Here is a 25,813-nt window from a genome sequence, read left to right on the forward strand (position 1 = left end):
CACACCCGGGTGTCTCAGGCTGTCGGGTCCCAGAGTCCGTCGGCCTTGCCGCGGGCGAGGTGGTCGGCGTAGACGCCGACCTTCCAGGTGATGACGGACCGGCACTCCTCCAGCGCTTGGATCTGTGCGTCCACGCGCTGCCGGTGGGCTTCGAGGAGCTGCAGGCGTTCCGCCTCGTTGCCAGGGCCGTGCCGCACAAGCTCGGCGAACTGCTTCAGGTCAGCCAGCGGCATCCCGGATTCTCGTAGCTTGACGCAGATCAGCAGCCAGTCGACGTCGAGTGCGCTATACCGTCGCCGGCCGCCGGAGGTGCGCTGGACCGGGCCGATGAGCAGGCCCTCACGCTCGTAGAAGCGCAGCGCGTGGACGCTGAGCCCGGTCTGCTCGGCCACTCCGCCGATGCTCAGTGGCGTTGCGACAGTCTCGGTGGTTGCCATGCGTCACAGCCTAGGGCTTGATCTAGACCTCGCTCTAGATCGTAGCTTCGGCGGCATGACCAGCACTGATCAGCAGCCGATCGACTCGCCCTTTTCCGCCACCAGTACTGCCCAGGCCGTCACCGCGGGCCTCGACTTGTCCGGCACGAGCGCCGTGGTGACCGGTGGCTATTCCGGGCTTGGCCTGGAAACCACCCGTGCCCTCGCGGCTGCCGGAGCCCGCGTCATCGTCCCGGCACGCCGACCTGACGTCGCCCGCGCCGAGCTCGCGGACGTGAAGGGCTGTGACGTCATCCCCATGGACCTGACCAACCCTGACAGCGTGCGGGCCGCAGCCGCGCACATCCGTGACTCCCTGTCCAGGCTCGACCTGCTCATGGCCGTTGCCGGTGTCATGGCCGCTCCCGAGCGACACGTCGGGCCCGGCTGGGAGAGCCAGCTCGCCGCCAACCACTTCGGGCACTTCACCCTCGCCTGTGAGCTGTACTCGCTCCTGGCCGGCGCCAACGGTGCACGCGTCGTGGTCAACAGCTCCGCCGGCCATGCCCTGACCGACTTCCGCTGGCACGACCCGCACTTTCGTACCGGCTACGACAAGTGGCTGGCCTACGGCCAGGCCAAGACCGCCAACGCGCTCTTCGCGGTGCACCTCGACGCCCTCGGGCAGGCAGACGGCGTCCGGGCTTTCGCGCTCCACCCAGGCAAGATCATCACCGGGCTGCAGCGGGAGATGGCCCTCCAGGAGCAGATCGAGCGCGGGTGGGTGGACGAGCACGGCAACGTGATCGGCGCTGGCTTCAAGACCCCCTCCCAGGGCGCCGCCACCGGCCTGTGGGCCGCCACCTCGCCTCACCTTGCCGACCGCGGCGGCCTCTACCTGGAGGACTGTGACATCGCCGGCGTCTCCGCCCCGGAGACGCCCATGGACGACGGCGGTGTCCGCGCCTATGCCATCGATCCCCGTGCGGCCGCACGGCTGTGGGAACTGTCCATTGCCGCGACCGGCACCACGCCAATCAGCCGATGACGCCACCGCACCGGCAAATGCCCCACTGACCGTCGAGGGCCGACGTCGCCTCATCGAACGCTGCCGCACCCGCCCGATCGCGCACGTCGCCGCCGAGATGGGCATCTCGCGGGCGTGCGCCTCGAAGTGGGTCAACCGGTGGCGCCGTCATCGCGACCTCGGCCTGCTCGACCGTCCGTCGACCCCACACCACATCCCGCGTGCGACCCCGGCGTGGGTGATCGAAAAGATCGAGTCCTGGCGGCGGCAGAACAAGTGGTCCGCGCAGCGGATCACTCACGAGCTGGACTAGCTCGGCCACACGCTCAACCGCCGTATCGTCACGCGGCATCCGAACCGACTGGGACTCGGACACCGCCGGTTCCTCGATCCGTGCGGTGACAGCAACCGGGCGCCGGGCAAGATCACCGCTCACCGGCCCGGCCACATGGTGCATCTGGACGTGAAGGAAGTCGGACGGATTCCCCACGGGGGTGGTTGGCGCGTCCACGGTCGCGACTCCGAGCAGGCCGAGGCGGCAGGGTCCGAAGGCCCGGTCGGCCAGCGAGGTGCGCCGCAGCACGGACCAGACACTCTCAGATTGAGGTCGGGTGCATACGAGGGCCACTGCACCACGGTGAGCCAGTCGCGGCCGGCGATGTACCGGCGGATCCCGGCTGCCGGGCGGGTATTGCGATTGGTCCCGGGTCAGCACGATCGGCCCGTCGAGCTGCTGATGGGCGGTCTTGATCAGGTCACGGTAGTCCTGCCAGAAGAAGCTCTTGCGCCCGTCAGGACGGGCGTCGGGGCAGGGCCGGTAGATCAGCCGGGAGCGTTTCGCCGGGCGGCAAACGGCGCCGGGAGCGGCCCCGAACCTGGATGATGGGGGGTGTGGCCGCGGCGCGACCAGGTGCGAGTGGCGGGCTCGAATTTCTGCCCGGGCAATCGAGCAACCGCATGCAGACGGAGCCCGGTTCGCTGCTTGTAGATTGGCGAAACGTCGGATCAGAGTGAGATAGAGCAGATCACTGCCGTGTGGAGCCGGCTCACCGGCTGGCTGGCCGAGTGGGCGCCCGCCTCGCGTGCCTCGCTGGCGCGCGGTCGACGAACTGGAGGACGCGGACGATCCCGTACGAGAGGTGCTCACGCAGATGAGTGCGCTCGACGAGGCGCGAGCGCCGCTGGTATCTGTTGTCCACAGAGTTCACTCTGCACGCCATCCGGCACCCCGCCACGGCGCGTACCCTGGCCGACCACGACCGGTGGCTGCGCGGGGAGATCGTCCAGCTGCTCGGACACCTCTTCGAACGCCTCGGACGACGGCCCACCGACCCTGACTCCCTGACCCACCTCACGACCGCGCTCCAAGAGTGGTCCCTGGCACAGAGCCTCGTCGAGCCGAGCCACCTGGCTCCCGAGGAGTTGGGCGTGGCCTGCCTTCCGCTGCTGATCGATGTCGTCTCCGAACCGGCGCACGCGACAGCGCGGCGCCCGCCCCGGGAGTGACAGTCCCGGTCCCCAGGCGTTCATGTGCGTCCGCCGGGGTAACGTCGAGCTGGAGCCCGGCAGCCCACCGGTCACCAGCACGGTGACGGTGCCTCACGCCATAGGCGGCTCCCCCGCTGTGCGCCGCGGCTCTCGCGCAGCGCAGACCGCGGCTTCAACCTCGATCGGAGGGTCCGGACTTGAGGATCACGACCCGGACTGTGCGTTACTCCACTGGCGGCGACGGCAAACTGCTCGACGTCTACACCTCCGGCCGGCACGACCATCGGTGTGTGCTGCTGTGGCACGGAATGGGGCCCGATGAGCGTGACGTAATGGCCCCGCTGGCCCAGGAGGTCGCCGGTCTCGGCCCCACCGTCCTTGTCCCCGACTGGCGTTCGGACCGGCCTGACGACGGCCGGGAACATCTCACCGATGCCTTGCGGGTCGCCCGCGACTACGTGCGCGACTCCGTCAACGGGCCCGGGCAACTGGTTCTCGCGGGGTGGTCGGCGGGCGCAGCCGCCGCGGTGGGCGTCGCCCTCCAGCCTGAGCTCTTCGAAGGCTGGCGGCCCGCCGCTGTGGTCGGCATCGCGGGCGGTTACCGGCGCCCGGCACGCACGACGGGCACCGTGCCGCTCCAGGCACTCGGCCCGGCAGTGGCATCCGTGCCCATTCGGCTCGTGCACGGCACCACGGACACGGTCGTGCCCGGCGATTCCTCGCGCGAACTGCACGCAGCTCTCCTTGCCTATGGCTGGGACTCCGAGCTGTCCGAGCCGGCCACCGACCACGCCGGGGTGCTGGGCTGCGTGTACGAGCCCACGACGCAACGGTGCCTACCGGCGACCGAGATTTCCGTGACCGAGGTCGGGCGAGAGACGGCCCGTGTGATTGCGGACGCGGTACTGCCCTGCACTCAGGCATGAGTTGGATGCGCAGGCAGACAAGCGGACAAGCAGGAGCAGGTGTGCTGGTTGCCCGTTCCGGTCAGGAACCGGGCCCGTACGCTGCGGGCACTGTACGAGCGGCTGGACCGGCTCCAAGGCGCCGCCCCCTGCCGCGGAGGCGACCACCACGGACTCCCCCTGAACGTCTCCCGGGCGCCGCCTCCCCCGTCGGCTCCGGACGACTTCCACGAAGTCCCCGGTGACCGCTGTGCACCAGCAGTCGCCGGGGACTTCACTTGCCCGCTCCCCTGGCGAGGCCGCACTGATCGGCCCCGGCCGTGACACCTCATCCTGCGACCTCGGGATGGAGGTTCTCCTGTGGTTGACGGCCGAATCTCCCGGCGAGTTCGCCGGGGTCTGACGGTGCGGGTCAGGCTGCTCTACATGCCGCGTTGTGCAGGTGCATGACCATCCAGAACTCCTCGACGCATGCACCGTCCCCGGTCATCGCCGTGACCAAGGAGCTGAGGATGTCCGGAAGGCCGTCCGTTGGGGTGGGCAGATGGGCGGTGACGCACTGGGCGAGGACACCGAAGACGATGGCCTGGCGGAAGACGAGGTGGGAGGGGCGTTCCCACTCGGGTTCGAAGTCTTCCGGCTCGCCGATCAGCAGTGCGCGAGCCCGGGAGAGCGCTCGGTCATGTGCGGCAGTGAGGTCCTCACGCAGCCGCACTCTCGCATCGGCCAAGAGGGTGGCGGCTGTCAGTGCTGCTACGGCCAGGGGGTGTTCGCGTAGGTCGGCATGCGCGAGGGCCAGGTCAAGGGCGTGGCGCCGCATCGGGCTCAGCAGCGAGGGCCCCAGACCGGCCAGGTAGCTGAGGAAGGGCTCCCGGTTGAGCAGGGGCGAGTCGATGAGTCCCTGCCCCAGCAGGTACTCCGGAACCCGCGTGATCTCCACAGCGCGGTGCGGGCCGCCTACCCAGGCGCTGTCGAATCGCGCACCGGTCGCGCGCTCGACAGCCGCCAGACCGATGCCCCACAGATGACCGTCGTCCAGATTCAGACCTTCCAGCAGGGGCTGCCAGGCGTCGGGGCGTGCGCCGAATTTGTCCTCGGGCGCGATCATTTCGAAGGCGGAGGAGATCATCCCGTCCTCGGCCAGGCTCAGCTGCGAAACCGCGTTGACGTTCCAGTAGGCGCTGGCGGTGCGGCCGTACCGGGAGAGCGGGCGCAGCACCTCCTCGCGAGACCCTTGATGGTTGTTGTTCTCCACGACGATGACGGCAGGTCCTGACCGGGAGACCAGGATGAGCTCCCTCTCATAGTGCTCGCGCAGGTTCTCCAGTCGCAGGGGGCGGCACTGCTCGGGGTTGCCGCCGAAAAGCCGGATGACAGCGTCCTCGTCACCGCCGTGCACAGCCGTGAACGTGGCTGCCTGCTCAAGCCCTAACTCGGCGAGGAGGTTCTGAAGGTGCTGGGGTGAGGTCATGCAGGGATTGTCGTCTGCGCCACTGACAGTCGGGGCCCGGTCGCATCGAGCGTGCGGGCGCGCCGTCGACCGGAATGTAGGGGGCACTCCTCAGACGCCGTCTCCCCTGTCCGCCACCCGTGAATGCCCAGCAGCAGGCCATCCAGCGGGCTGCGGTCCGGATCGGCGTAGGTACGGTGCGGGAGTGGGCCGGGGTTGGGAGCGTCGTGCTCCGCGCCGTGGACGCGGCCGTTCAGCGTCTGCTCGTCTCCGTTCATCCGGTCAGCTTTTCCAGCGCCACCGGCAGCCGGGGCAGGGCTGCTGGCCCGGCCTGGGGGGCCAGGTCCGCTGTGCATACCGCGGCTTGGGCAGCGCGGTCAGTGCCCGCCGGCCCTGATCGTGGCCGCCGCCTCGCCGCACTGGCCGGTCGGCGCCGTCGCGGGTGTTACTGATGGTTTCAGAATGAGGTCGCGAGGCGGCGAAGGCGTATGGGGTACCGCCGGATAAGGCGAGGACCCGTCCGGTCTGCCCCATGCAGTTCTGTGTCGCGGCCTGCCCCACGACGGCCGGCAGCCGTGCAGGCTCGCCCGGTCGGCCTGCACAGTTGCATAGTGTGCTCATGGATCGATTCGTGGGCCAGGGCCGCCTCGAATGGTGGGCTAATCAGTCGATTTGCCTTGAGATGTACGACATCAACATCGCTGCCACTATCGACGCGGTCGGCAAGTGGCGGGCGACCGGTCGGCATGCCAACGCCCTTGACGCGACCCAACGCGAGGGCTGGGACTTCCTCATGGAGATGGATCCCCACTTCTCCATTGCATTTCCAGATGAGGACTGCGGCGGGACCACGGTGCGAGTCGTCGAGGCCGAGGATGGAAGTCTCACGCTCGTGGAGGCACCGGACTGGGACGGCTCCGTGAGCGTCACCTTCGACCTCACCTGAGGTCAGCTCGCAAGGGCAGGAACCCGACTTCGCTACCCTGCCATCAACTTCGATGAGTCCCTTACTGATCTTTCAGAACGAAGTTCGGAGGCGACGCAGGCATATGAGACTGCAGGCCAGTTCGAGCAGGCCCTGGTGGAGATCGGCGCGGCGCTCGTAGCGAGTGCGGAGCCGTTTGAACTGGTGCAGCCAGGCGAACGTGCGCTCGATGACCCAGCGGGTCTTGCCCAGGCCGAGCCGTGGGCGACGCCGCGTCGGGCGATTATCGGCTTGATGCCGCGCTTCCGCAGCAGGCGGCGGTATTTGTCCAAGTCGTAGCCCCGGTCGGCATACAGGCGCCGGGGCTTGCGGCGGGGACGTCCACGCAGACCCCGGATCGACGGAACGGCGTCGAGCGGGGGAAGGAGCTGGGTGACGTCGTGCCAGTTGTCACCGTTGAGCGTGACGGCGAGCGGGGTTCCGTGACGGTCGACGATCAGGTGGTGCTTCGAGCCAGAGCGGGCCCGATCGACGGGCGAGGGGCCGACGTGATCCCCCCTTTGAGAGCCCGGACGTGCGCCCCGTCCACGGAGCATTCGTCCAGGTCCAGCAGGCTGGCACGACGAAGCTCGGTCAACAGGGCGGTGTGCAGGCGCGGCCACACGCCGGCCTCGGTCCAGTCCCGCAGTCGCCGCCAGGCCGTCACGCCGGAACAGCCCACCCTCTCCGCGGGGACGTCACGCCACGCGACACCGGTCCGCAGCACGTACATGACGCTGGTGAGCGCCACTCGATCGGGAACACGCAGCCGCCCCGGGTGGCGATGGCGCCGTTCGGGGGCGGGCGGCAGCAGCGGGGCCACCCGCTCCTACAGGTCGTCAGGAACGAGATCAGCACGCACGCCGGACACGCCGCCGACCGAGATCGTCGAGTGCAAGACCCACGGCTCAACTCATTCTGAAACGATCAGTTAGTGCAGGGTCGCCGTCGCCACGGTCATCCGGTAGTTCCCGTTCAACAGGCAGCGGGCGCGGTCGTGGAAGCGGCCTCCCTCATGTCCGGGGCCGCACGGCGCGGGGCCGGGAGGAAGACGAACAGCAGCGGTGGGAAGGGCCCGTCCAGGTACGGCCCGGCGTAGGCTCCTGCCAGTGGCTACGCGGGGGTGCGGCCAGTGTTTCCCCGCCCGGGCGCGGGGCGCCGCGGTAGGCGTCGTAGCGCTCCAGCTTGGCGAGAAGGCGGGCGTAGGACATGGTGCTGTCGATCTCCACGAATGCGCCGGAGCCTTCGGCCAGGAGCGCCACAGCGTCGGGCACCAGGTTCTCGGCCGGGGTGGGGTGGCGACTTCCACCCTGCCAGTCGGCATGGTCGGCCACCTCTGCCCGGTGGAAGGCGATGAGGGTGTCGACCGGGGCGAGGCCGTACTCGCGCAGGCCCGTCTTGCCGGCCGTGATGCGCTTCCCCGTCGTCCGGCCGGCCGTCGGCGCGAGCTCACCGGAGGCCGCGACTTCGGCGAGACCCGCCCGGGGTGCAGTACCAGTAGCTCTGCTGGGCGCAGTGAGTCCGGCCGACCAGGGCCGGGGATTCCACGCGCAGATTGCGCAGCGCGCGGCGCACGTGGTCGGTGCCCTGCTGGTGCGGGAGCAGCAGCGCCTTGAGCTGGCGGGGTGTGGCTAGGCGCAGTTGCGCGAGGGTAAGGAGGATCTCGCCGCAGAGGTCCCGCGCCGGCGGGTTTGTCCGTGACCGACGTCATGGCCGCACCGTGTCCCGAAGCGCGATCTCTGTCCATAGGGTCAGGCACGCACCGTAAGGCAATCAGCCGGGCGCAGCAGGCGTGCGGCCCGTGAACAGCAAGGAGCCGCCATGGAAAGCAGCCGCCATGGAGATGGCGTCGCCCGAGGTGCCCCAGCTCGCCCCGGAGCAGACCCAGCGGGCCTGCATAGACGATCTGCTCCAAGGGGTCAGTGAGCGTAGGCGGTCAGTGAGCGTGGGGCGGCTTGTCCCGTGGCGTTGTTGTGCCAGATCGCGGCGGTCAGCGCCAGGATGCGTTGCACAACGCGGGCTACGACACCTCCGGGTGTGTGTCCTTGGTGCCGTTCGAGGTCAAGCTGTCCCTCGAAGGCCTCGTTGATCGATTCGATGACCTGTCACAGCGGCTTGAACAGGGCCGCACCATGTCGTTCCCGTTCACCTTTACGGGCAGGCCTCAGCAACTGGACTCAACGCTCGTACAGTCCGCGTTCAAAACCACGGCCGCAGTAGTTCTTGTCGCGATGAGAGTCTGTCGGGGCGCTCTCGCAGAAACTCGCATTCGGCTGCCAGGAGGTCAAGGAGGGTCTTACGTTCGTCGGCCCTGGCCCCGGTCAGGGCGAAGGCGATGGGCAGGCCCTGAAGGGTGCCAGACCAGGTGCAGGCGCAGGCCCCAGAAGAAGCTGCTGCGGCTGGCGCAGTAACCGTATTCGGCCCAACCTGCCAGGCCGGAGCGTTTGACGGTCTCGCAGGAGCGGCCGCATTCCAGGTGGAGTCCACGACCCATACGTCCCCGCCCACACTGAGGGCCGAGGCGCTGGTGGCCAGGATCCGGTTGACGCTGGGCATCAGACCGGCGGCCGTGCGCAGCCACTTGCTGTAGCCGGGCTGCTGGGGCAGGCAGGGGATGAGGTGGCGCAGGTGGGCACGGGCGTGGCGGAGCCATTTGGCCTCGGAGGGGTAGCCGAGTATGGCTGCATCGTGGCGAGGGTGACCAGTTCGGCATCTCTCAGGCGGGGCGTGATGCCAACCGGCGGGCGCCATGGCGCCAGGTCGAGATGCTCCTTCAGCATGTCATCGGTCGTCGCATAAAGTGCTGCCGCGAGGGTGTCCACGTCGTCCGTCACAAAACGATCCTGGGCACCCTCGTTCTCGTCTCCGCAGGCACCCCTTGGGCCACACCACCAGGAGGAACCAGTGTCGTACCCGCAAGTACTCACCCCCGAGGAGAAGCTCGCCGGCGCGAAGAAGCTGTTGAGCCTCCCGCGTATCGTCGTGATCTGCGGCTCCACCCGCTTCATGGCCGAGATGAACGAGGCCGATCTGCGGGAGACCAAAGCCGGAAAGATTGTCGTCAAACCGGGCTGTGACATGAAGTCGCCGCACGAACTTTGGTCCGATCCTGTCGAAGCCGAGGCGCTGAAGGTTCGACTCGACGATCTGCACCGGGCGAAGATCCGGCTCGCTGATGAGGTGCTCGTAGTCGGCGACTACATCGGAGACAGCACTCGAGCCGAAATCGTCTACGCCCGGTCGCTGGGCAAGCCCGTGCGGTTTACGCACCCCGAAGTCGACCCTGACGCCTGACCTCCCGCTGCCACCTCGACAACCAGGGCCGGCAGCCCGCCGCCCGGCCGTCTCGCGGTGGCTTCGGCCGCCGCCCATCCCACACCCTCGGCAGGCATCCCTTGGAACTGACCATCTAGGGCACGCCCCCCGGTCAGCTGAGGCCAGCCAGTTGAAGTCCAGACCATAGGCACCGGGTGGTGCCTATATGCTCAGCCGTCGCGCGGAGGGAGCCTCGCGACGGGAGACGCTGATGCAGGGGTCTCCCGGTGGACTACACCCGGGGAAATTCTTGTGCGTCAGTACCTGTACCTGCGTGCCGTCACGATCACTGCGGTCTGTTCCGCTGCCGCCTTGACGGCCTGCGGCGCTGAGAACAGGGAGACCGGAGCCGGCGACGAGGCCGTGGCAGAAACCAAGGACAAGCAGAGGGACACCTTTGCCGGACTGTCCGGCGCCGAAATCGCCGCCAAAGCCATTGCGACGAACGTGGGTGCCTATTCACTGCGAATGAAGGGGACGACTCCGGACACGGACAGCGGGCTCAACACCCTCGACATGGTTTTCACCACCGCAGGTACGTGCGCGGGCACGATGGGGAAGTCCCATGCGGATTCGGGGCAGTCCCATGCGGATTCGATGCAGCTGATCATCACTGACGACACGGTCTACAGGAAGTATGAGGAAGGGCTCCTGCGTGCCACAGGCACCGAGGAGCGGGCAAGCGACGTCGAGGCTGCGGTCGACCTGCTCGCGGGCCGCTGGGCGAAGACGGGCAGGATGAGCGAAGAGGGCAGGTACTACGTCAAGTTCTGTGACCTCGACCTTCAGATGTCCGCATACGAGGACGCCGACACCTCCACGGCGCGCAGGGACGGCCAAGCCATGGTTGACGGCACTCCCGCGATCAAGCTGTCCGGCGTCGACGGCAAAGACAAGTTCACCCTGTACGTCGCCACGGAGGGCAAGCCCTACCTTTTGAAGTTGGTCCAGAGGTCCGGCGGGGGGAAGCCAGAAACACTCACCTTCAGCGAGTTCGACAAGCCCGTGAAGGCCAAGCCGCCCACTGGCGACATCCTCAACCTGGACCGGCCTCCACGCTGACTGACACGGAGTCCGGTGCCCCGGCGAGGACCAGGGCGGGCTCCGGGCAGTCGATCGGCGGCATCGGGGCTGACCAGAGCTCTTAGAAATGCCGCGGGTAGGGGCGCCGACGCGAGCACTGCGCTCGGCCGGGAATTGACAGTTTGTTACTCGCCGCCAGTGGGTTCTCTGGCACGTCTGGCCGAAGCGGTTGAATCCTGACAGCAAGGCGCACCTGCCCCACGCCTCCGGATTCCCGGCCGAGACGTGTTGCGTTAAAGCGCACTCCAACGCCTAGGTTCGAACGCGTGCGATACATCAAACTCGGAATGACCGGACTGGAAGTCTCCGCCATCACCCTCGGCTGCATGAGCTTCGGTGAGCCGGACCGGGGCGGCGAGCCCTGGTCGCTGGGCGCGGACGCCGGCCGGGACATCATCAAGCAGGCCCTCGAGGGCGGCGTCAACTTCCTCGACACGGCCAATGGGTACAGCGCCGGAAGCAGCGAGGAGATCGTCGGCCAGGCGGTCAAGGACTTCGCCCGGCGCGAGGAGGTCGTTCTCTCCACCAAGGTCTGGATGCGGATGCGCCCCGGCCCGAACGGCGCCGGGCTGTCCCGCAAGGCGATCTTCGCCGAGCTCGACGCCTCCCTGAAGCGGCTGGGGACCGACTACATCGACCTGTACCAGATCCACCGCTGGGACTACGACACCCCGATCGAGGAAACCCTCGAGGCGCTGCACGACGCGGTCAAGTCCGGGAAGGTCCGCTACATCGGAGCCTCCTCCATGTACGCCTGGCAGTTCGCCAAGGCCCTGTACCTGGCAGACCTGAACGGCTGGACCCGGTTCGTGTCGATGCAGGACCACTACAACCTCATCCACCGTGAAGCAGAGCGCGAGATGTTCCCGCTCTGCGCCGACCAGGGCATCGGCGTGATCCCGTGGAGCCCGCTGGCGCGAGGCAGGCTGACGCGGGCCCGGGACACCGCCACGGCGCGTGCCGAGACCGACGAGGGCGGCAAGATCCTCTACCGCGACGAGGACCAGGCAGTGACCGAGCGCGTCCACGAGATCGCGGGCAAGCGGGGTCTGTCCCCGGCCCAGGTTGCCCTGGCCTGGGTCATGCGCAACCCGGCGGTGACCTCGCCCATCGTCGGGGTCACCAAGCCGGCCCAACTGACCGACGCGATCGCCGCGGTGGACGTCGAACTCGGCGCAGACGAGGCCGCCTACCTGGAGGAGCCCTACCAGCCGCACCACGCCGCCTACCTGGAGGAGTCCTTCTACAAGCCGCACCCTGTGGCGGGCTCCCGGTAATCCGGGCTGCCGCCGGACCCTCGACGAGTCCTTGACCCCGGCCTTCACAGCCCTGTGGTCGGCCCGGCGGTGCATGCGGGCAGCGCGCGCACCTGCATGATCCGCGCGCTGCCCGCCAACGTCGGCGGTGCCCACTTCCTCGCCACCCCGGTGAACAGGATGCCCGCCACCGCGGTATCGGCGACGGCTTCCCCGAGCCGTTGCAGTTGTGCGCGGGTGGCCACGTCGAGGACGGCCTGACCTGGCGCCTTGAACGTCTCGGTCCCGGCACCTGGCGCTTCCACCATGCGCCCGGCGGTTCATCGCCTTCTCCGGGCCGGTTGGCAGATCCGTGGCGGGCGCGGAGCACCTGAGCGGCGCATATCGTCGGCGTATCGAAAAGCGGATACGCGCCGGCAACACCGGGCCCTCTTGACTGACGTCATGTCCTACCGCGGCCCAGCACCCATCCCCCGCCCTGCGACGCTGACCGTCGCACCGATCAGCGACGCCGAGCACCTGTCCTTCGTACGGACACGGCGGTCGGTGAACTTCGTGCAGACCCCGGCGTGGGGGCGGGTGAAGACGGAGTGGCGCAGTGAGTCGCTCGGATGGTTCCACGGCGGGCGGCTCGCGGGGGCGGGGCTTGTCCTTCACCGGCCGGTGCCGGGGCTGTCGCGGTTCACCCTTGCCTATCTGCCGTGGGGTCCCGACATCGACTGGTCCGGTGACATCGGTGCGTGGCTCGACCCGCTGGCGGCATACCTCAAGGCCCGCGGCGCGTTCGCGATCCGGCTGTGCCCGCCGGTGCGGACGCACACCTGGGATGCGGCGCAGGTCAAGGACGGCGTGGCCGATCCGGGGGTGCGGCGGCTCACCAGACTGCCCGACGGGCACGCCGACCCTGTCGGTGCCGAGGTAAGCCGACGGCTCCGGGCGGCCGGCTGGCTGCCGCAGAGCCCGGAGGACGGATTCGGTGCCGGGCAGCCGCAGTTCACGTACGAGGTGCCGCTGGCGGGACGGTCCGAGGACGACGTCCTGAAGGCCATGAACCAGCAGTGGCGCCGCAACATCAAGAAGGCCGCGAAGGCGGGGGTCGAGGTCACGGCCGGTGCCGCCTCGGACCTCGCGGCGTTCCACGAGCTCTACGTGCACACCGCCGCGCGCGACGGGTTCAGGCCGCGGCCGCCGGCGTACTTCGAGACAATGTTCGCGCAGTTGAGTGCCGAGGACCCCGGCCGGATCACGCTCTACCTTGCTCGCCACGAGGGCGAGTTGGTGGCCGCCACGATCCTGGTGCGGGTCGGCGCGCACGCCTGGTACGTGTACGGCGCCTCATCGACGGCCAAGCGTGAGGTGCGGGGTTCCAACGCGTGCCAGTGGGCGATGATCCATGATGCCCTGGCGGCGGGCTGCGACGTGTACGACCTGCGGGGCATCACGCCGACGCTCGACGCCGCCGATCCGCATGTGGGCCTGATCCGGTTCAAGGTCGGCACCGGGGGGCGGGCGGTGCGGTACGTCGGGGAGTGGGATCTGCCGCTGCGACCGCTGGTCTACCGCGCCTTCGACCTGTACATGCGGCGGCGCGGGCGCTGACCCCCGCGCCGCGCTGACCCCCGCTGGGCGGTTACCCGAGTGCGGCGGCCACCTCGTCGAGGCGGGCGCCGCGCGACGCTTTGACGAGGACGACGTCACCGCCGGTCAGGATCTCGCGCAGCCAGGCGACGGCCGCTTGGTTGTCGGTGAACGCGATCGCCCGCTCCCCCGCGGCGTCGGCGACGGGGCGGGCGGTACCGCCGACGACGGCCACCAGGTCGGCGCGCGCGGCCGCGTACTCGCCCACAGCCCGGTGTTCGGCCTCGCTGTGGGCGCCGAGTTCCAGCATCGCGCCGAGTACGGCGATACGGCGCCGCCCTGCGATGGCTGCGAGCGTGTCCAGGGCGGCTCGGGTGGAGTCGGGGTTGGCGTTGTAGGAGTCGTTGAGCAGGGTCGCACCGCACGCCAGGGTGCTCAGCTCCATGCGCCACCTGGACAGTGAGGCGGTGCTGAGGGCCCCCGCCGAAGCGGCCAGGGGGATGCCGGCCGCGAGTCCCGCCGCGGCGGCGGCCGCCGCGTTGAGTGCCTGGTGGGCGCCCACCAACGGCAGCGCGACACGGGCCCGGGCGCCGGAGGTGCGCAGCGTGAAGGTCGCCCGGCCCAGGCGGTCGAGGACCAGGTCCTGGACACGCACGTCGGCGTGTTCGGCGCGGCCGAAGGTCACAACCGGCCCGTCGGTCAGCGCGCGCATCGCGACGACGCGGGGGTCGTCGGCATTGAGAACGGCGGTGCCGCTGGGTGCGAGACCGCGCACGAGTTCGCCCTTGGTCCGTGCGATGGCCCCGCGCGAGCCGAACTCGCCGATGTGGGCCTGGCCGACGTTGAGCACGACCGCGATGTCGGGTGCGACCAGGCCGGTGAGGTGGGCTATGTCGCCGAGGTGGCGGGCGCCCATTTCGAGGGCGAGGAAACGGGTGTGCGCGTCGGCGCGCAGCATGGTCAGCGGCACACCGAGTTCATTGTTGTACGAACCGTGTGTGGCGACGGTCGGCCCGGCGCCCGCAAGGACCACGGACAGCAGGTCCTTGGTGCTGGTCTTGCCCTGCGAGCCCGTCACCGCTACGACGGTCAGCCGCTCGCGCAGCCGGTCCACGGCGTGGGCGGCGAGTTTTTGCAGTGCGGCCGGTACGTCGTCGACGACGACGGTGGGGAGCGGTGTCGGCCGCGAACCGAGCACGGCGGTCGCACGGGTGCGGCCGGCGTAGTCGTGGCCGTCGACGCGCTCACCGGCCATGGCGACGAACAGACCGCCCGGTTCGCCTTGCCGGCTGTCCAGTACGGCGGGCGCGCTCACTGTGACGGTCGTGTCACCTGTGACCCGGCCGCCGACGAGCGTGGCGATCTCGGCGAGGGAGAGAGGGAGGAAGAGAGGGAGTGGGGCGAGGGGTGGCCGGCTCTGAGTCATGGCCCCAGTCAAGGCGGCAACGTGTTGCCGGCGCGTATGCGGTTCTCGATACGCGGGCGATACATGGTGGGCTCTGGCGGGGTGCTCGCCCTCGCCGCTCGGCGTCCCGGGACGGGCCGAGGCTCCGGCCGGGCCGCCGGAGCCTCGCCGTGTTCATCCCGGACTCACCGGTGTGATGGGAAAGTCGAAATAGGTGTCCGGGTAGGGCTCGTCCTTGAGCGTGTAATGCCACCATTCGCAGGCGTAGGAGCTGAATCCGCTGCTCTCCATGATGGAGCGAAGACGCCTGCGGTTGTCCGCCGCGGCCCGCGAGATTCCTTCCGCTCCGTGGTGCGAGACCGAGTCCATCAGATCGTGGTCGCCCCCCATGGCAGCGAGGTCGCCGCTTTCCAGGTGGTACAGCGTCAGGTCGACGGTACTGCCGCGGCTGTGGCCCGACTTGGCGGCCACATATCCGTTCTCGAACATCTCGGGCCGGTCGATATTGGGATAGTGGCGGTCCTTGGTGCGGCCGTCTTCTGGCTGCTCCGACCAGCGCAGGAAGGAATCCACGGCGCGTACCGGGCGGTAGCCGTCCCAGAGAAGCAGGCCATATCCGTGCGAGGCCGCCTCTTCTCGCGCGCCCTGCAACGCCGCACACAGGGCCCTGGTGCCGACGATGCGATTGGCCAGGTATCCGTCGACCGGTTTTCCGGTGAAGTTGTCCCAGGTGGCGTATTTGGCGTCCCAGCGGACCCCGGGCGTGTACTCGTCTATGAAGACGAAATCGTTACGCATGGGCCTGCTCCGTCGGGGTCAGGGAGCGGGCGAGCGTCCCGGTCACCAGACGGTCGACCACTTCGGACAGCGGAATCCCGGCGGCGGCCATCATCCTCGGATAGCGGCTGTACGAGGTCATGCCGGGGAAGGTGTTGACCTCGTTGAGGACGACCTGTCCGTCGTCCTTGAGGAACAGGTCCACGCGGGCGAGTCCGCTGCAGCCCAGGGCGCGGTAGACGGCCTTCGCCGTTTCCTGGACGCGTGCCCGGGATTCCGCCGGAATGTCGGCAGGGACAATCGGCGTTGAATTGTCGGAGCCGGTCTCGGGTTCGTCCTCCTGGTGGATCCGGAAGAATCCGTGGGACAGGGCGATGCGGTCGACTTCTCCCGCGGTCATGTCCATACCGCCGCCCAGGATGGCGCAGCCGACCTCGCTGCCGACGACCGCCTCCTCGACCAGGACTTTCGTGTCGTAACGTCGGGCGACGTCCAGCGCGGCCGGCAGCTCTCCCGCATTCGCCACCTTGCTGACCCCGAAGGACGATCCCGAGCGGGCCGGTTTCACGAAGACGGGATAGGTGAGCCGGCCGGCGTCGATGTCCTCGCCCGCCGCGACCGTCCAGAAATCCGGCGTGGCGATTCCGGCGCCGGCGGCGACGACATAGGCGAGGGACTTGTCCATGCCCAGCGCGGAACTCTGGACGTCGCAGCCCACGTACGGGATGCCGGACAGCTCGAGCAGGCCCTGGATCGCGCCGTCCTCCCCGAGCTTGCCGTGCAGGACGGGCACCACGACATCCAGGCCGATCGTCTCGTACTTCCCCTGGTCGAGGACGAGCAGTCCGTGCACGCCGCGGTCCGGGGACAGCACGGCGGGCCGGTATGCGCCGCTCTCCCAGTCCGCGGCGGGGCCCTCGCAGAGTTTCCAGGCACCGCTGCGCGTGATCCCGATGAAGTGCGGCTCATACTTTTTCGTGTCGAGATTCCGCGCGATCTCCTGCGCGGACTTGATGGAGATGAGGTGTTCCTCCGAGCGGCCACCGAAGAGGATTCCGACCTGAAGCCTGGCCTTAGGCATGCTGATTCCTGCTTTCGAATTCCAGACAGTTGGTGATCGAGTTCTCGACCGTGTCACTCAGGGCACGGTCCGTGTAATACGCGGTGTGCGGACTGATGAACGCGTTCGGCATTTCCTGCAGCCGTAGCAGGGGCTTGCTGTCGATGGGCGCATTCCGTCGGTCGGCGTAGAACACGCCTTCCTCGCCCTCGACGACATCGAGGGCGACACCACCCAGGCGTCCGTCCTCCAGTGCCGCGACCAGCGCGGACGAGTCGATGAGGGCACCGCGCCCGGTGTTCACCACGAACGCGCCGGGCCTCATCCGCTGGATGCGCTCACGGTCGAGAAGGTGATGCGTCTCGGCGTTGAGCGGCACATGGAGCGTGACGACGTCGCTCGACCTCAGCAATTCATCGAGCGACACCTCGCCGCCTGGGCCGCCGGAACCGCCGGGGCCGCCGGATTCACCGGGGTCGCCGGATTCACCGGCACGATTTCCGTACGCCAATATCCGGCACCCGAAGGCGCGGAGCCTTTCCATGACGGCCGTGCCGATGCGCCCCGTTCCGACCACGCCGACCGTCAGGTCGCGCAGCTCCTTCCCCCGTACGTCGTGCAGTCGGTAGTCGTGCATATCCGCGCGGCGGACGGTGGACTTGGCGTGGCGCACCGCCATCAGCAGCATCATCACCGTGTAGTCGGCGACACTGTCGGGGGAATAACAGACGTTCCCGACGGAAATGCCGACGCGGCCCGCATAATCCACGTCGATGTGGTCGTACCCGATGCTTCTCGTGGAGATGTAGGAAACGCGGACCCGGCTCAGCGCACGAAGTGTCCCCGGGGTGATCCGGGTCTTGTGTCCGACGCTGATACACCGGTTTCCGGATGCCAGACGCGCGGTCTCCTCCGACACCGCGGATTCTGTGATCGTCGGCGTCACTCCGAATCGGGGCGCCAGCTCCCGGAACCGTGCGGCTTCGTCCCGCCCGCATCCGAAAGCGGTGATTCCCACTGGTTCGCTGTAGGTCATGCCTCCATTCAAGGAAACGGGGTGTTGCCGACACGTATGCAGTTTTCGATACGCTGCCGATACGTTGCCGGCCCGCTTTGCCGGCCCGCGCGGTGTTCGCCGAGCAGGCCACCAGCCGGTCGCGGTGGCTGTCCGCGGTGGACGGCACCACCCCGGCGAGTCGGGCCAGGCCGGTGACCGTCCAGACGCGGCCGCCGAGCAGGGTCAGACACATGGCGGCGCTCCTGCGGGCCGTCAGCAGGACACCCAAGAAGCCCGGCGCTTCGGTGAAGGTGCCGGTGCCGGTGCTGGTAACCCCGCCATAGCCGGCGGGGTGACGCTTCGAGCGCCGCACCCTGCAGACACACTCAGCGACGCGCGGCAGGATCACGAGGCCGGCGGTCCTTCAGCCGCAGGCACACACCTACGTACTCAACCCGGGGAACCATCCCCTGCCCGCGCGGTAGGCAGCACTGGTCGAGGGCCCCCGGGGCGACGAGCGGCATCCGGACCCGCAACCCGGCTGGACGCCTCTCGGGATCGCGCTCGTCGCCCGCCCACGATGCCGTGCAGCGCGCGTGGGACATCCGGCGGATCCTGGCGTACGTCGAGACGGCCGCACCATCCGCGTAGCCGCTACGGCCGTATCAGGACTGCGGGTGCGTACGCGCGGGCAGTTGCACCGTGATGCGCAGGCCGCCGGTGTCGCGCGGGGTGAGGGTGAGAGTACCGTCGTGTGCGCGAGTGATGGTTGTGACGATTGCCAAGCCGAGGCCGACGCCCGCCTGATCGGCGTGGATGCGCTCGGTGCCCCTCTGGAATGGTTCGGTGAGCGTCGAGACCAGGTGTGGAGTCAGTTTCTCACCGGTGTTTTCGACCGTGAGCATCACGGTGCCGGGGTGGGCGCTGGTAGTAACCCACACCATGCCCTGTTCGGCCAGATTGTGGACGATCGCGTTGTGCACGAGGTTCATGGTCAGTTGCTGCAGGAGCGCCGGCGACCCGCTCGTGGGCGTGATGTCACCGCGGGTCTCGATGGTGACACCGTTCTTCTCTGCGAGGGAGAGCAACGTTTCGGTGGCTTCTTCCGCCATGAGGGACAGGTCGACCTGTTCTGGGGTGAAGGACCGCTGGCCGGCTCGGCTGAGCAAGAGCAATGCTTCAGTGAGGTCGATCGCTCGGGTATTGACAGCTTGGAGGCGGTCAAGGACTTCGCCGGTGTCGTGTGATGGATCGGTGCGGGCCACGTCGAGAAGTGACTTCGAGATCGCCAGTGGGGTGCGTAGTTCGTGCGAGGCGTTGGCCGCGAATCTCTGCTGCTCGGCTACGTGTGCTTCAAGCCGTTCGAGCATCGCGTCGAAGGCGTCGGCGAGTTCGCGGAATTCGTCCTGGCGGCCGGGCAGCCGGATGCGGTGCGAAAGCGACCCTGTCGCGGCGGTACGGGTGGCGTCCGCAAGACGGGTCAGGGGGGCGAGCATGCGGCCGGCCAGGACCCATCCTCCGAGGAGGCCGAACACCAGGAGGAACAGCACGACCGCGACCGCAATGGGAGTGAAACCGCGCACGAAGGTGGTGCCCGGACTTGCTTTCCATGACCCCATTTCGTTGGTTTGCAACCACCCCTCTCGCAGGAGCCACCAGCTCACGGCGGCGAGCAGCAACGCACCGGCGAGCATGAGGAATCCGGCGTAGCTGAGGGTGAGCTTGAGGCGGACGCTGAGGCCGGGGGATCTATCCACTGTCGCCTCCGATGCGATAGCCGACGCCGGGAACGGTGGCGATGATCCAGGGTTCGCCGAGCCGCTTGCGCAGCGCCGAGACGGTGATGCGGACGGCGTTGGTGAACGGGTCGGCGTTCTCGTCCCACGCGCGCTCCAGAAGTTCCTCGGCGCCGACGACGCCACCCTCGGCGGTGATGAGGACCTCCAGTACGGCGAACTGCTTGCGCGTCAGCGCGACGTAGTGGCCCTCCCGGTAGACCTCGCGTCGGAACGGATCCAGTCGCAGCCCGGCGATCTCATGGACGGGAGGCCGGCTGTGGGCGCGCCTGCGGTCGAGCGCCCGGAGCCTGAGGACGAGTTCCCGCAGTTCGAACGGTTTCGTGAGGTAGTCGTCGGCGCCGAGTTCGAAGCCCGATGCCTTGTCGTCGAGGCGGTCGGCCGCGGTCAGCATGAGGATCGGCATCCCACTGCCCGAGACCACGATGTGCTTGGCGATCTCGTCACCGGAAGGACCGGGGATGTCGCGGTCGAGGACGGCGATGTCGTAGCTGTTGATGCTCAGCATTTCCAGGGCGATGTCACCGTCGCCCGCGAGGTCGGCCGCGATCGCTTCCAGGCGCAGGCCATCGCGGATGGCCTCCGCCATGAAGGGTTCGTCCTCGACGATCAATACACGCATACTCTCGATGTTACGAGCGGGCACATATCGTCCGCGTATCGAAAAACGCCATACGCGCCGACAACACCGCGCCGCCATCTATCAGTGCACCGTGACCGCCGACAGCGTCAGACTCAGCCGAGGGGTGCGGCCTGTTCCCGTAGACGTACGATCTCGTCGTGCTGTGCGGCCAGGCGCGAGACGGTGAGGCCTCCTGTAGAGCACGAAGGCGCCGCTCGAACTCTGCGGCGAGGTGCTGGTACGGGCCAGGGCGGGTGATGCCGTCACGGTTCTTGTTCGGGTAGAAGGCGGTGCGGGGCACGCCGGCGTCGGTTGCCGGTGTCTTCAAGTCGCAGCTGCCGCCGGGCGGGAAGTGACCCTTCAGGAGCCGGTCCATCGCGGCCCGGATGGCCCCTTCGTCACGGTGGCGTTCGGCACTACTGATCTGTCCCGCGCGGTCCTCCGTAATCGTTGGGCTCTGGCCCACTCGTTGTGGAACCGGTCTGCTGCCCCCGCCGGTCCGCGCCCTGTCGGCGAAGGCCCTCGAGGATGACGTTCATCAGAGGCCGTGCTGTTGAACCCCATTCGTCCCGGTCCAGCCGACCGAGGTAGGCGATGAGCAGGAGGACCCCGCGGGCGTCCACGTCCGTGCGGAGGGAACCGGCCGCTTGCCCGGCGTCCAGCAGGCGGCCGAGGGCGCCTTCGATGGGGTTCTTGCTGTGGGCGACAAGGTCTTGCCACGCCGCCGGCTCAAGCGCCGCCAGGACGCCGTACTTGATCTCGGCGTAGTCGATCACTCGGTCAAACCAGTGGCTCAGGGCTTCCACGGGCTCGTGTTCCGCCAGTAGGGCGGAGGCGGCGGTCACGAGTTCTTCGACGTCGCGCCGGTAGACCTCGGCGAGGAGCGCTTCGCGGTTGGGGAAGTTCCGGTAGAGCGTTCCCTGCCCCACACCGGCGCGCTTGGCGATCTCCTTGAGGTGGACGTGGTCGGACTCGGCGAGGGCCGCGCGGGCGGCCTCCACGATGCGGGTCCGGTTCTGTGCCGCGTCCGGACGGCGTGCCGGTGTGCTCATAGGCGTCTCCTGACGTTCCGTCCATCACAAGTGGACACGTGTCCGGTAGAGTGGGTCACGCACCGGACACGTGTCCACTTTACCTGGAGGCAGCAGTGCTCTCTCTTCATGACAAGATCATCGCGGTCACCGGAGCAAGCGGCGGCATCGGTGAAGCCACGGCCCGTCTCCTCGCCCAGCGCGGCGCCGCAGTCGTCCTCGCGGCGCGCCGCAGTGAGCACATCGAGGCCATAGCGCAGGACATCCGGGAGGAGGGAGCTCGTGCCGCCACATGCGTCGTCGACGTCACCCGGGCCGAGGACCTGCGGCGCCTGGTCGCCACCACCATCGATCGGTACGGCCGCATCGACGTACTGGTGAACAACGCCGGCATCGCCCCGATCAGCCCGCTGGCCGACCTCGACACCGAGAGCTGGTCGGCCATGATCGATGTCAACCTTCGCGGCACGCTCAACGGCATCGCCGCCGCGCTGCCCGCCTTCCGCGAACAAGGGTCGGGCCACTTCGTGAGCATCGTCTCCGTGGCCGGCTTGCACGGCACATCCCCCTCGATGGCCGTCTACGCCGCGACCAAGAACGCGGTGCGCACCGTCCACGAGGGGCTGCGAACGGAGTCCACCGACGGAGTGGTGCGCACGACAGCCATCTCACCGGGATACATCCGCACCGATCTCGCCGACTCCATGGCAGACCCGAGCATCCGCGAACAGACACGTAAGAACATGGACGCGGTGGCCATCCCTCCGGCGGCGGTCGCTCACGCGGTGGCCTTCGCCATCGAGCAGCCCAGCGACGTCGAGATCGGCGAGATCAACGTTCGCCCCACCGTCCAGGCATGACACTTGCCGTCACCCGTCTGGTTAACGACGGACCGCCGCGTACAGATCGGCCTCAGCCTTCGGTGCACCACAGGAAGTGGGCCGGAGCACGAACTCGTAGACGGGCGACATTTGTTGGGGAGCACACAGCCACCGGCCAACGCGGCGGTCCCGCGACCGTTGGGGTCGCGGGACCGTGAAGGGTGCGGACGTTGGTCTGCGGTCGGGAGTCAGCTGGCAGTCTGCTGTGCTGCGGCCTGTTGTTCGGCGCGGGCGGAATGTGGACGAGGAGCAAGGTCGCGGTCAGCAGCGGTGCCATCGCCTCGGCGCGGGCCGGGGGTGTCTTGTTCTCCCCGCCGTGTTTCGATACCCCGGCGGCCACGTGGGCGAACTGTCTGCCCCAGGGGCGAAAGCCACTCGGATAGCTGTCAGTGGTGAACAGCTCGCCGTAATGGGCGAGTTCCCGCAGCACCTGGACCACCGTCAATCGCGAGGATCCCTTGCCGGTGCTCGCCATTCCGCCTGCCGGAGACGCCTCGGAGATTGATGGAACCGTGGCCGTCGGGCACCCGTTGATCCCCGACCCGCACAGACTCAGGGCACCGCCCTCCAGCTCGGCATCGGGGAGCCCGACGAGAAGTCAGCGGCTCATCAGCGCAAACACGCCCCAGCCAAGGTACTCACGGGTGTACTGCACGTAGCGGGCGGGCCCGGTGGCGAGTTCGGCCCGCACGTCGGCGGCCAACTCGTCAGCGGGGTTCTGGTCGAGCCAGCAGCGAAGGTTGAACCACTGCGCCGCCTGATACCGGTCCCAGCTGTCCTGATCGGCCAGCACCATCTCCACGACGTCGTACCCGAGATCGCCGAAGTGCCCGATCAACTCCGGCAGCATCCGAAAGTCCGCTCGGCTGCCGGCGTGGCAGCCCTCGATGACGTCCTGGGTCGGCGGTGCCTTACGCCAGTATGGCTCGCCGATCAGCATGAGGCCGCCTGGGCGGAGGCTGCGGCCCAGCAGTTCGACGGTGCCGGCCACGCCGCCCCCGATCCACGTGGCGCCGACACACGAGGCGAGATCGACCGGCTCGTCCGCGACGTAGCCGCAGGCATCGCCGTGAACGAAGTCGACCTGGTCGGCGACTCCGAGTTCAGCGGCACGGGCGCGGGCCTTCTCGGTGAACACCGTGCTGATGTCCACCCCCGTCCCCGTGACGCCGTGGTCACGCGCCCAGGTGCACAGCATCTCGCCCGTCCCGCTGGCGAGGTCGAGCGCCCGCGCGCCAAGTGCCGGATGAAGCGACTGGCCCAGTGCGGCGAGCTTGTCAGCGGTGATCGGGTTGTGGACGCGGTGACTGCTCTCGCGAATGGTCCAAATGCGTGGAAGATCCACAGGAGGGATTCCTTAGTTCGATGAGGTCCTGCCGTTCCCGTTCCTGGAGGGCAGCCGTCCGCAGTCGGCTACCACTGCTTGAACCGTCATCAAATGCACCCCGCTTGGACGTTTCGATCTTGGACTCGGGAAACCTAGAGCTCTCGGGACGCCGTGTCCACCGATTTCGGGCGGCGCTACCAACCACGCGGCCCGGACAGGCGCCGAACACCATCCCGATGGCCAGAGCGCTCGGGCCGTGTTCTAGGTGTTGGCGCCCCGTCTGGCTGGTTGCCCCGGGAAGGTCGCGTGCGGCGAGCCAGCGCGGATCCGAGGTTGGCGATCTCGATCGCGGCGACCCCGGCGGTGTCGAGAGCGGCGGTGTCGAGAGCGGCGGCGACAGTGCGGGCCTGCTCGACGGTGTAGCGGTGGCGTACGGCGTGCATGCTGCCGTTCCGCAGGGGCACGTCTTGGGCGTGGAGGGGAGTCATCGCGGGCCACCGGCCGGAGCGCGGATCCCGCCGTACTCCCGCACCCGTCGACGTCTGCTCACAGCCAGTGATCAACGTACCAAACTGGCCGAATGATCGTGTGTTCGAAAGGCCGCCATTGGGGCACCCGCGTGCCCTGCGTCACAGGCAACTCGCGTACGGGGCACGCAGGTTGAACGCTATACCATCGGAGCGTCGGTGGTCCCAGCGCATACCCTGGCCCGCTACGGCCTGTCGTGCATCGCCTCATCGGACCGCACGGCCGCTCGGCCTCACACTCTTCCGGCCAGCCGCACAGGGGAGTTCACCCCTTCCGCCACCCCGGACGGCGACCCCGCCCCCGATACCTGTGCGCACGCGGCGGCCGGCGTCCGCACCCCGGTGGCACACCGCCCCGAGCGCTGCGAGTGGCCCCTTGGTCACGGATAGCGACGGCCAACCGCCGTGTGTCTGAAAGCCGTACCTGCACAGCCAAAGAATCTTGGATTCTCTGGCCATGCGTCTCTCCAGGCACTTAAGTACCTGTCTGGGCACTCGCTACCGGCCACGGGCGAAAGCCACCGGCCCGGTTTTGCGCCAGCGGTCGTCTCCGCCCTGCTCGTCGGCCACACCGCCGCCACGCCCCTGTTCATCGTATGACCGTGCCACTCGCCCCCAACTGCCCCAAGGAACCCTTTGCTCATGGCCCGGCCACCCGGATCAGAGGCGCGCTGATGGAGAGTTCGAGCCCCGCCGGCGGCGTGAACCCGGCCGGCCGCGACACGGACCTCCGCACCGCCGTGCAGGACATCCAGGCCGGCTACTGGATGCAGATGCGGCACGTGCTGGCCCGTACGGGCAACTGGCCGCAGTGGACATCCCGTACCCAAGTGCTGGGCGTCGTCGCGGCACCGGCCAACGTCGTGGAGTTGTGGCTGAAAGAGGAGCCGGAAAGCCTCGCGGCCCGCGTGATGTACGCCCGAGTCGCCACCGAACGAGTGCTGCAGGCCCACCGACGCGACTGGGCGCGTGACTACCGCAAGGCGCAGGACCTGGACACACTGGTGGCCCGGGCAAGGGATGCGTGCCGTCAGGCGAGCGACGGCAACCCCGATGACGCAGTGCCCTGGATCTGCCGCCTTGCCCTGGCCGAAGCGGACAGTGCTGGACGCTACCCGGAGCATCACGTCACTCCGCCGCCGCACGAGTATCTGCTGCCCGCCGGGCCATGGGGCCTCCTGTCGGAAGTGCACCGACGAGATCCGTTCAACCGCGAGGCATGGCACCGGATGTCCCAGGCGCTCCAGGCCCGCCCGGGCCCCGCGGGCCGCCAGGCCGTCGCGACGGATTTCGCTCGCTGGACGGTCTCCTTCGCGCCGCCCGACTCGCCGCTGCTTCTGCTGCCCCTTTACGCCCGTGTGCAGGAGCACCGTGAGCGACGGGACAACGGTGGCGCGGTCATGCTGAACCTCCTGTGGACCAGGGAGGACACCACACGGGCCATCACACAGGCCTTCGAGGGCTGGTTCCGGAAGCAGGAGCCGGCCACCAGTTCCCAGTTGGATCTGAACTACCTCGCCTACGCCCTGGCGAGGGGCGGCTTCGCCGCGTGGGCCGCCGAAGTGTTCACGGCCATCGGCGACTTCGCCACTCCCGCCCCCTGGCTCTACGACCCCCGGGGCCCGGCGGCCGAGTGGCGGAAGGCATTCGAGGAGGACCGTATCGCCTGCCTGAGATCCCACCCGAGGCAGACGGGAGGCCACCACCCATGACCGCCGACCGACTGACCGCCGGCGGAGCCGGCCTGGCCGCCGACCAGCACGAACACGCCCCCTAGCGGCCGGCCGGCGGCCAGCCCGCCCCACCCCACGAGCCACCCCACGAGCCACCCCCGACCCACCCCGCCTGCACCCATCTCACCCGTCCCCATCTCGCCTGCCCCCCGACTCAGCTTTCCGTGCGGAGAAC

Annotated in this window: 24 protein-coding genes and 3 pseudogenes; 12 read left to right on the forward strand and 15 right to left on the reverse strand. The window is 68.5% G+C overall.

Annotation, left to right across the window (positions count from 1 at the left end; all coding sequences use genetic code 11):
• Positions 1 to 14: 14 nt before the first annotated feature.
• Positions 15 to 437: a MerR family transcriptional regulator gene (locus ACZ6JY_RS31085; protein WP_469201158.1), complete on the reverse strand. Its 423-nt coding sequence runs from the start codon at positions 435 to 437 to the stop codon at positions 15 to 17.
• Positions 438 to 492: 55 nt separating this feature from the next.
• On the opposite strand from ACZ6JY_RS31085, the gene ACZ6JY_RS31090 reads away from it, so the two are divergent.
• Entirely contained in the window at positions 493 to 1,464 is a 972-nt protein-coding gene (locus ACZ6JY_RS31090) for an SDR family NAD(P)-dependent oxidoreductase (RefSeq protein ID WP_469201162.1), read from the forward strand.
• Positions 1,430 to 1,756, forward strand: coding sequence for a helix-turn-helix domain-containing protein (locus tag ACZ6JY_RS31095; RefSeq protein WP_469201609.1), 327 nt, complete (start codon positions 1,430 to 1,432; stop codon positions 1,754 to 1,756). The genes ACZ6JY_RS31090 and ACZ6JY_RS31095 overlap by 35 nt, the downstream gene beginning before the upstream one ends.
• Before the next feature lie 234 nt (positions 1,757 to 1,990).
• Here the strand turns inward: ACZ6JY_RS31095 and ACZ6JY_RS31100 are convergent.
• Positions 1,991 to 2,367, reverse strand: a pseudogene (locus ACZ6JY_RS31100) (transposase); the annotation flags it as partial.
• 231 nt (positions 2,368 to 2,598) lie between these two features.
• On the opposite strand from ACZ6JY_RS31100, the gene ACZ6JY_RS31105 reads away from it, so the two are divergent.
• Complete coding sequence (locus ACZ6JY_RS31105; RefSeq protein WP_469201164.1) at positions 2,599 to 2,949, forward strand: TetR family transcriptional regulator C-terminal domain-containing protein; 351 nt, start codon at positions 2,599 to 2,601, stop codon at positions 2,947 to 2,949.
• A 200-nt stretch (positions 2,950 to 3,149) separates the two neighbouring features.
• Positions 3,150 to 3,857: an alpha/beta hydrolase gene (locus tag ACZ6JY_RS31110; protein ID WP_469201166.1), complete on the forward strand. Its 708-nt coding sequence runs from the start codon at positions 3,150 to 3,152 to the stop codon at positions 3,855 to 3,857.
• A gap of 391 nt (positions 3,858 to 4,248) precedes the next feature.
• On the opposite strand, the gene ACZ6JY_RS31115 is transcribed toward ACZ6JY_RS31110, so the two are convergent.
• Positions 4,249 to 5,307: a DUF6461 domain-containing protein gene (locus tag ACZ6JY_RS31115; protein WP_469201168.1), complete on the reverse strand. Its 1,059-nt coding sequence runs from the start codon at positions 5,305 to 5,307 to the stop codon at positions 4,249 to 4,251.
• A gap of 598 nt (positions 5,308 to 5,905) precedes the next feature.
• Here ACZ6JY_RS31115 and ACZ6JY_RS31120 point away from each other — a divergent pair.
• Positions 5,906 to 6,232 carry a hypothetical protein gene (locus ACZ6JY_RS31120; protein WP_469201170.1) on the forward strand — a complete coding sequence of 109 codons (327 nt, stop codon included), beginning with the start codon at positions 5,906 to 5,908 and terminating at the stop codon, positions 6,230 to 6,232.
• 72 nt (positions 6,233 to 6,304) lie between these two features.
• On the opposite strand, the pseudogene ACZ6JY_RS31125 reads toward ACZ6JY_RS31120, so the two are convergent.
• The 3 genes and pseudogenes from ACZ6JY_RS31125 to ACZ6JY_RS31135 form a co-directional block, all read right to left on the reverse strand.
• Positions 6,305 to 7,073: pseudogene (locus ACZ6JY_RS31125) on the reverse strand (IS5 family transposase).
• Positions 7,074 to 7,263: 190 nt separating this feature from the next.
• Positions 7,264 to 7,584 (reverse strand): replication-relaxation family protein, encoded by a 321-nt coding sequence (locus ACZ6JY_RS31130; RefSeq protein ID WP_469201172.1) that lies wholly within the window; start codon positions 7,582 to 7,584, stop codon positions 7,264 to 7,266.
• 585 nt (positions 7,585 to 8,169) lie between these two features.
• Positions 8,170 to 9,084 (reverse strand): annotated as a pseudogene (locus ACZ6JY_RS31135) (transposase).
• A 70-nt stretch (positions 9,085 to 9,154) separates the two neighbouring features.
• Here ACZ6JY_RS31135 and ACZ6JY_RS31140 point away from each other — a divergent pair.
• The 3 genes from ACZ6JY_RS31140 to ACZ6JY_RS31150 all read left to right on the forward strand — a co-directional run bounded on the left by ACZ6JY_RS31140 (position 9,155) and on the right by ACZ6JY_RS31150 (position 11,925).
• Positions 9,155 to 9,544, forward strand: coding sequence for a hypothetical protein (locus ACZ6JY_RS31140; protein WP_469201174.1), 390 nt, complete (start codon positions 9,155 to 9,157; stop codon positions 9,542 to 9,544).
• Positions 9,545 to 9,817: 273 nt separating this feature from the next.
• Positions 9,818 to 10,627, forward strand: a complete 810-nt coding sequence (locus ACZ6JY_RS31145) for a hypothetical protein (protein WP_469201176.1) — start codon at positions 9,818 to 9,820, stop codon at positions 10,625 to 10,627.
• 287 nt (positions 10,628 to 10,914) lie between these two features.
• Positions 10,915 to 11,925 carry an aldo/keto reductase gene (locus tag ACZ6JY_RS31150; protein WP_469201178.1) on the forward strand — a complete coding sequence of 337 codons (1,011 nt, stop codon included), beginning with the start codon at positions 10,915 to 10,917 and terminating at the stop codon, positions 11,923 to 11,925.
• A 44-nt stretch (positions 11,926 to 11,969) separates the two neighbouring features.
• Here the strand turns inward: ACZ6JY_RS31150 and ACZ6JY_RS31155 are convergent, their stop codons facing one another.
• Positions 11,970 to 12,212, reverse strand: a complete 243-nt coding sequence (locus ACZ6JY_RS31155) for a hypothetical protein (protein ID WP_469201180.1) — start codon at positions 12,210 to 12,212, stop codon at positions 11,970 to 11,972.
• 136 nt (positions 12,213 to 12,348) lie between these two features.
• Between ACZ6JY_RS31155 and ACZ6JY_RS31160 the strand changes: the two genes are divergently transcribed.
• On the forward strand, positions 12,349 to 13,503 hold the full coding sequence (locus ACZ6JY_RS31160) for a lipid II:glycine glycyltransferase FemX (RefSeq protein WP_469201182.1): 1,155 nt from the start codon (positions 12,349 to 12,351) through the stop codon (positions 13,501 to 13,503).
• A 31-nt stretch (positions 13,504 to 13,534) separates the two neighbouring features.
• On the opposite strand, the gene ACZ6JY_RS31165 is transcribed toward ACZ6JY_RS31160, so the two are convergent.
• The 4 genes from ACZ6JY_RS31165 to ACZ6JY_RS31180 form a co-directional block, all read right to left on the reverse strand.
• Positions 13,535 to 14,908 carry a UDP-N-acetylmuramoyl-tripeptide--D-alanyl-D-alanine ligase gene (locus ACZ6JY_RS31165; protein WP_469201184.1) on the reverse strand — a complete coding sequence of 458 codons (1,374 nt, stop codon included), beginning with the start codon at positions 14,906 to 14,908 and terminating at the stop codon, positions 13,535 to 13,537.
• Positions 14,909 to 15,061: 153 nt separating this feature from the next.
• A complete protein-coding gene (vanX, locus tag ACZ6JY_RS31170; RefSeq protein WP_469201186.1) occupies positions 15,062 to 15,685 on the reverse strand; it encodes a D-Ala-D-Ala dipeptidase VanX in 624 nt (207 codons plus the stop codon).
• Positions 15,678 to 16,745: a D-alanine--(R)-lactate ligase gene (gene vanA / locus ACZ6JY_RS31175; RefSeq protein WP_469201188.1), complete on the reverse strand. Its 1,068-nt coding sequence runs from the start codon at positions 16,743 to 16,745 to the stop codon at positions 15,678 to 15,680. The genes vanX and vanA overlap by 8 nt, the downstream gene beginning before the upstream one ends.
• Positions 16,738 to 17,760 carry a D-isomer specific 2-hydroxyacid dehydrogenase family protein gene (locus ACZ6JY_RS31180; protein ID WP_469201190.1) on the reverse strand — a complete coding sequence of 341 codons (1,023 nt, stop codon included), beginning with the start codon at positions 17,758 to 17,760 and terminating at the stop codon, positions 16,738 to 16,740. The genes vanA and ACZ6JY_RS31180 overlap by 8 nt, the downstream gene beginning before the upstream one ends.
• A 77-nt stretch (positions 17,761 to 17,837) precedes the next feature.
• On the opposite strand from ACZ6JY_RS31180, the gene ACZ6JY_RS31185 reads away from it, so the two are divergent.
• Complete coding sequence (locus ACZ6JY_RS31185; RefSeq protein WP_469201191.1) at positions 17,838 to 18,065, forward strand: hypothetical protein; 228 nt, start codon at positions 17,838 to 17,840, stop codon at positions 18,063 to 18,065.
• A gap of 321 nt (positions 18,066 to 18,386) precedes the next feature.
• On the opposite strand, the gene ACZ6JY_RS31190 is transcribed toward ACZ6JY_RS31185, so the two are convergent.
• The 3 genes from ACZ6JY_RS31190 to ACZ6JY_RS31200 all read right to left on the reverse strand — a co-directional run bounded on the left by ACZ6JY_RS31190 (position 18,387) and on the right by ACZ6JY_RS31200 (position 21,191).
• Positions 18,387 to 19,478: a sensor histidine kinase gene (locus ACZ6JY_RS31190; RefSeq protein WP_469201193.1), complete on the reverse strand. Its 1,092-nt coding sequence runs from the start codon at positions 19,476 to 19,478 to the stop codon at positions 18,387 to 18,389.
• A complete protein-coding gene (locus ACZ6JY_RS31195; RefSeq protein ID WP_469201195.1) occupies positions 19,471 to 20,139 on the reverse strand; it encodes a response regulator transcription factor in 669 nt (222 codons plus the stop codon). The genes ACZ6JY_RS31190 and ACZ6JY_RS31195 overlap by 8 nt, the downstream gene beginning before the upstream one ends.
• Positions 20,140 to 20,555: 416 nt before the next feature.
• Positions 20,556 to 21,191 carry a TetR/AcrR family transcriptional regulator gene (locus tag ACZ6JY_RS31200; protein WP_469201197.1) on the reverse strand — a complete coding sequence of 212 codons (636 nt, stop codon included), beginning with the start codon at positions 21,189 to 21,191 and terminating at the stop codon, positions 20,556 to 20,558.
• A 95-nt stretch (positions 21,192 to 21,286) separates the two neighbouring features.
• On the opposite strand from ACZ6JY_RS31200, the gene ACZ6JY_RS31205 reads away from it, so the two are divergent.
• Complete coding sequence (locus tag ACZ6JY_RS31205; RefSeq protein WP_469201199.1) at positions 21,287 to 22,030, forward strand: SDR family oxidoreductase; 744 nt, start codon at positions 21,287 to 21,289, stop codon at positions 22,028 to 22,030.
• A 619-nt stretch (positions 22,031 to 22,649) separates the two neighbouring features.
• Here the strand turns inward: ACZ6JY_RS31205 and ACZ6JY_RS31210 are convergent.
• Positions 22,650 to 23,396: an SAM-dependent methyltransferase gene (locus tag ACZ6JY_RS31210; protein WP_469201201.1), complete on the reverse strand. Its 747-nt coding sequence runs from the start codon at positions 23,394 to 23,396 to the stop codon at positions 22,650 to 22,652.
• 1,183 nt (positions 23,397 to 24,579) lie between these two features.
• Between ACZ6JY_RS31210 and ACZ6JY_RS31215 the strand changes: the two genes are divergently transcribed.
• Positions 24,580 to 25,617 carry a hypothetical protein gene (locus ACZ6JY_RS31215; protein WP_469201203.1) on the forward strand — a complete coding sequence of 346 codons (1,038 nt, stop codon included), beginning with the start codon at positions 24,580 to 24,582 and terminating at the stop codon, positions 25,615 to 25,617.
• Positions 25,618 to 25,813: the final 196 nt, after the last annotated feature.

The sequence above is a fragment of the Streptomyces sp. NPDC046335 genome (assembly GCF_055587985.1).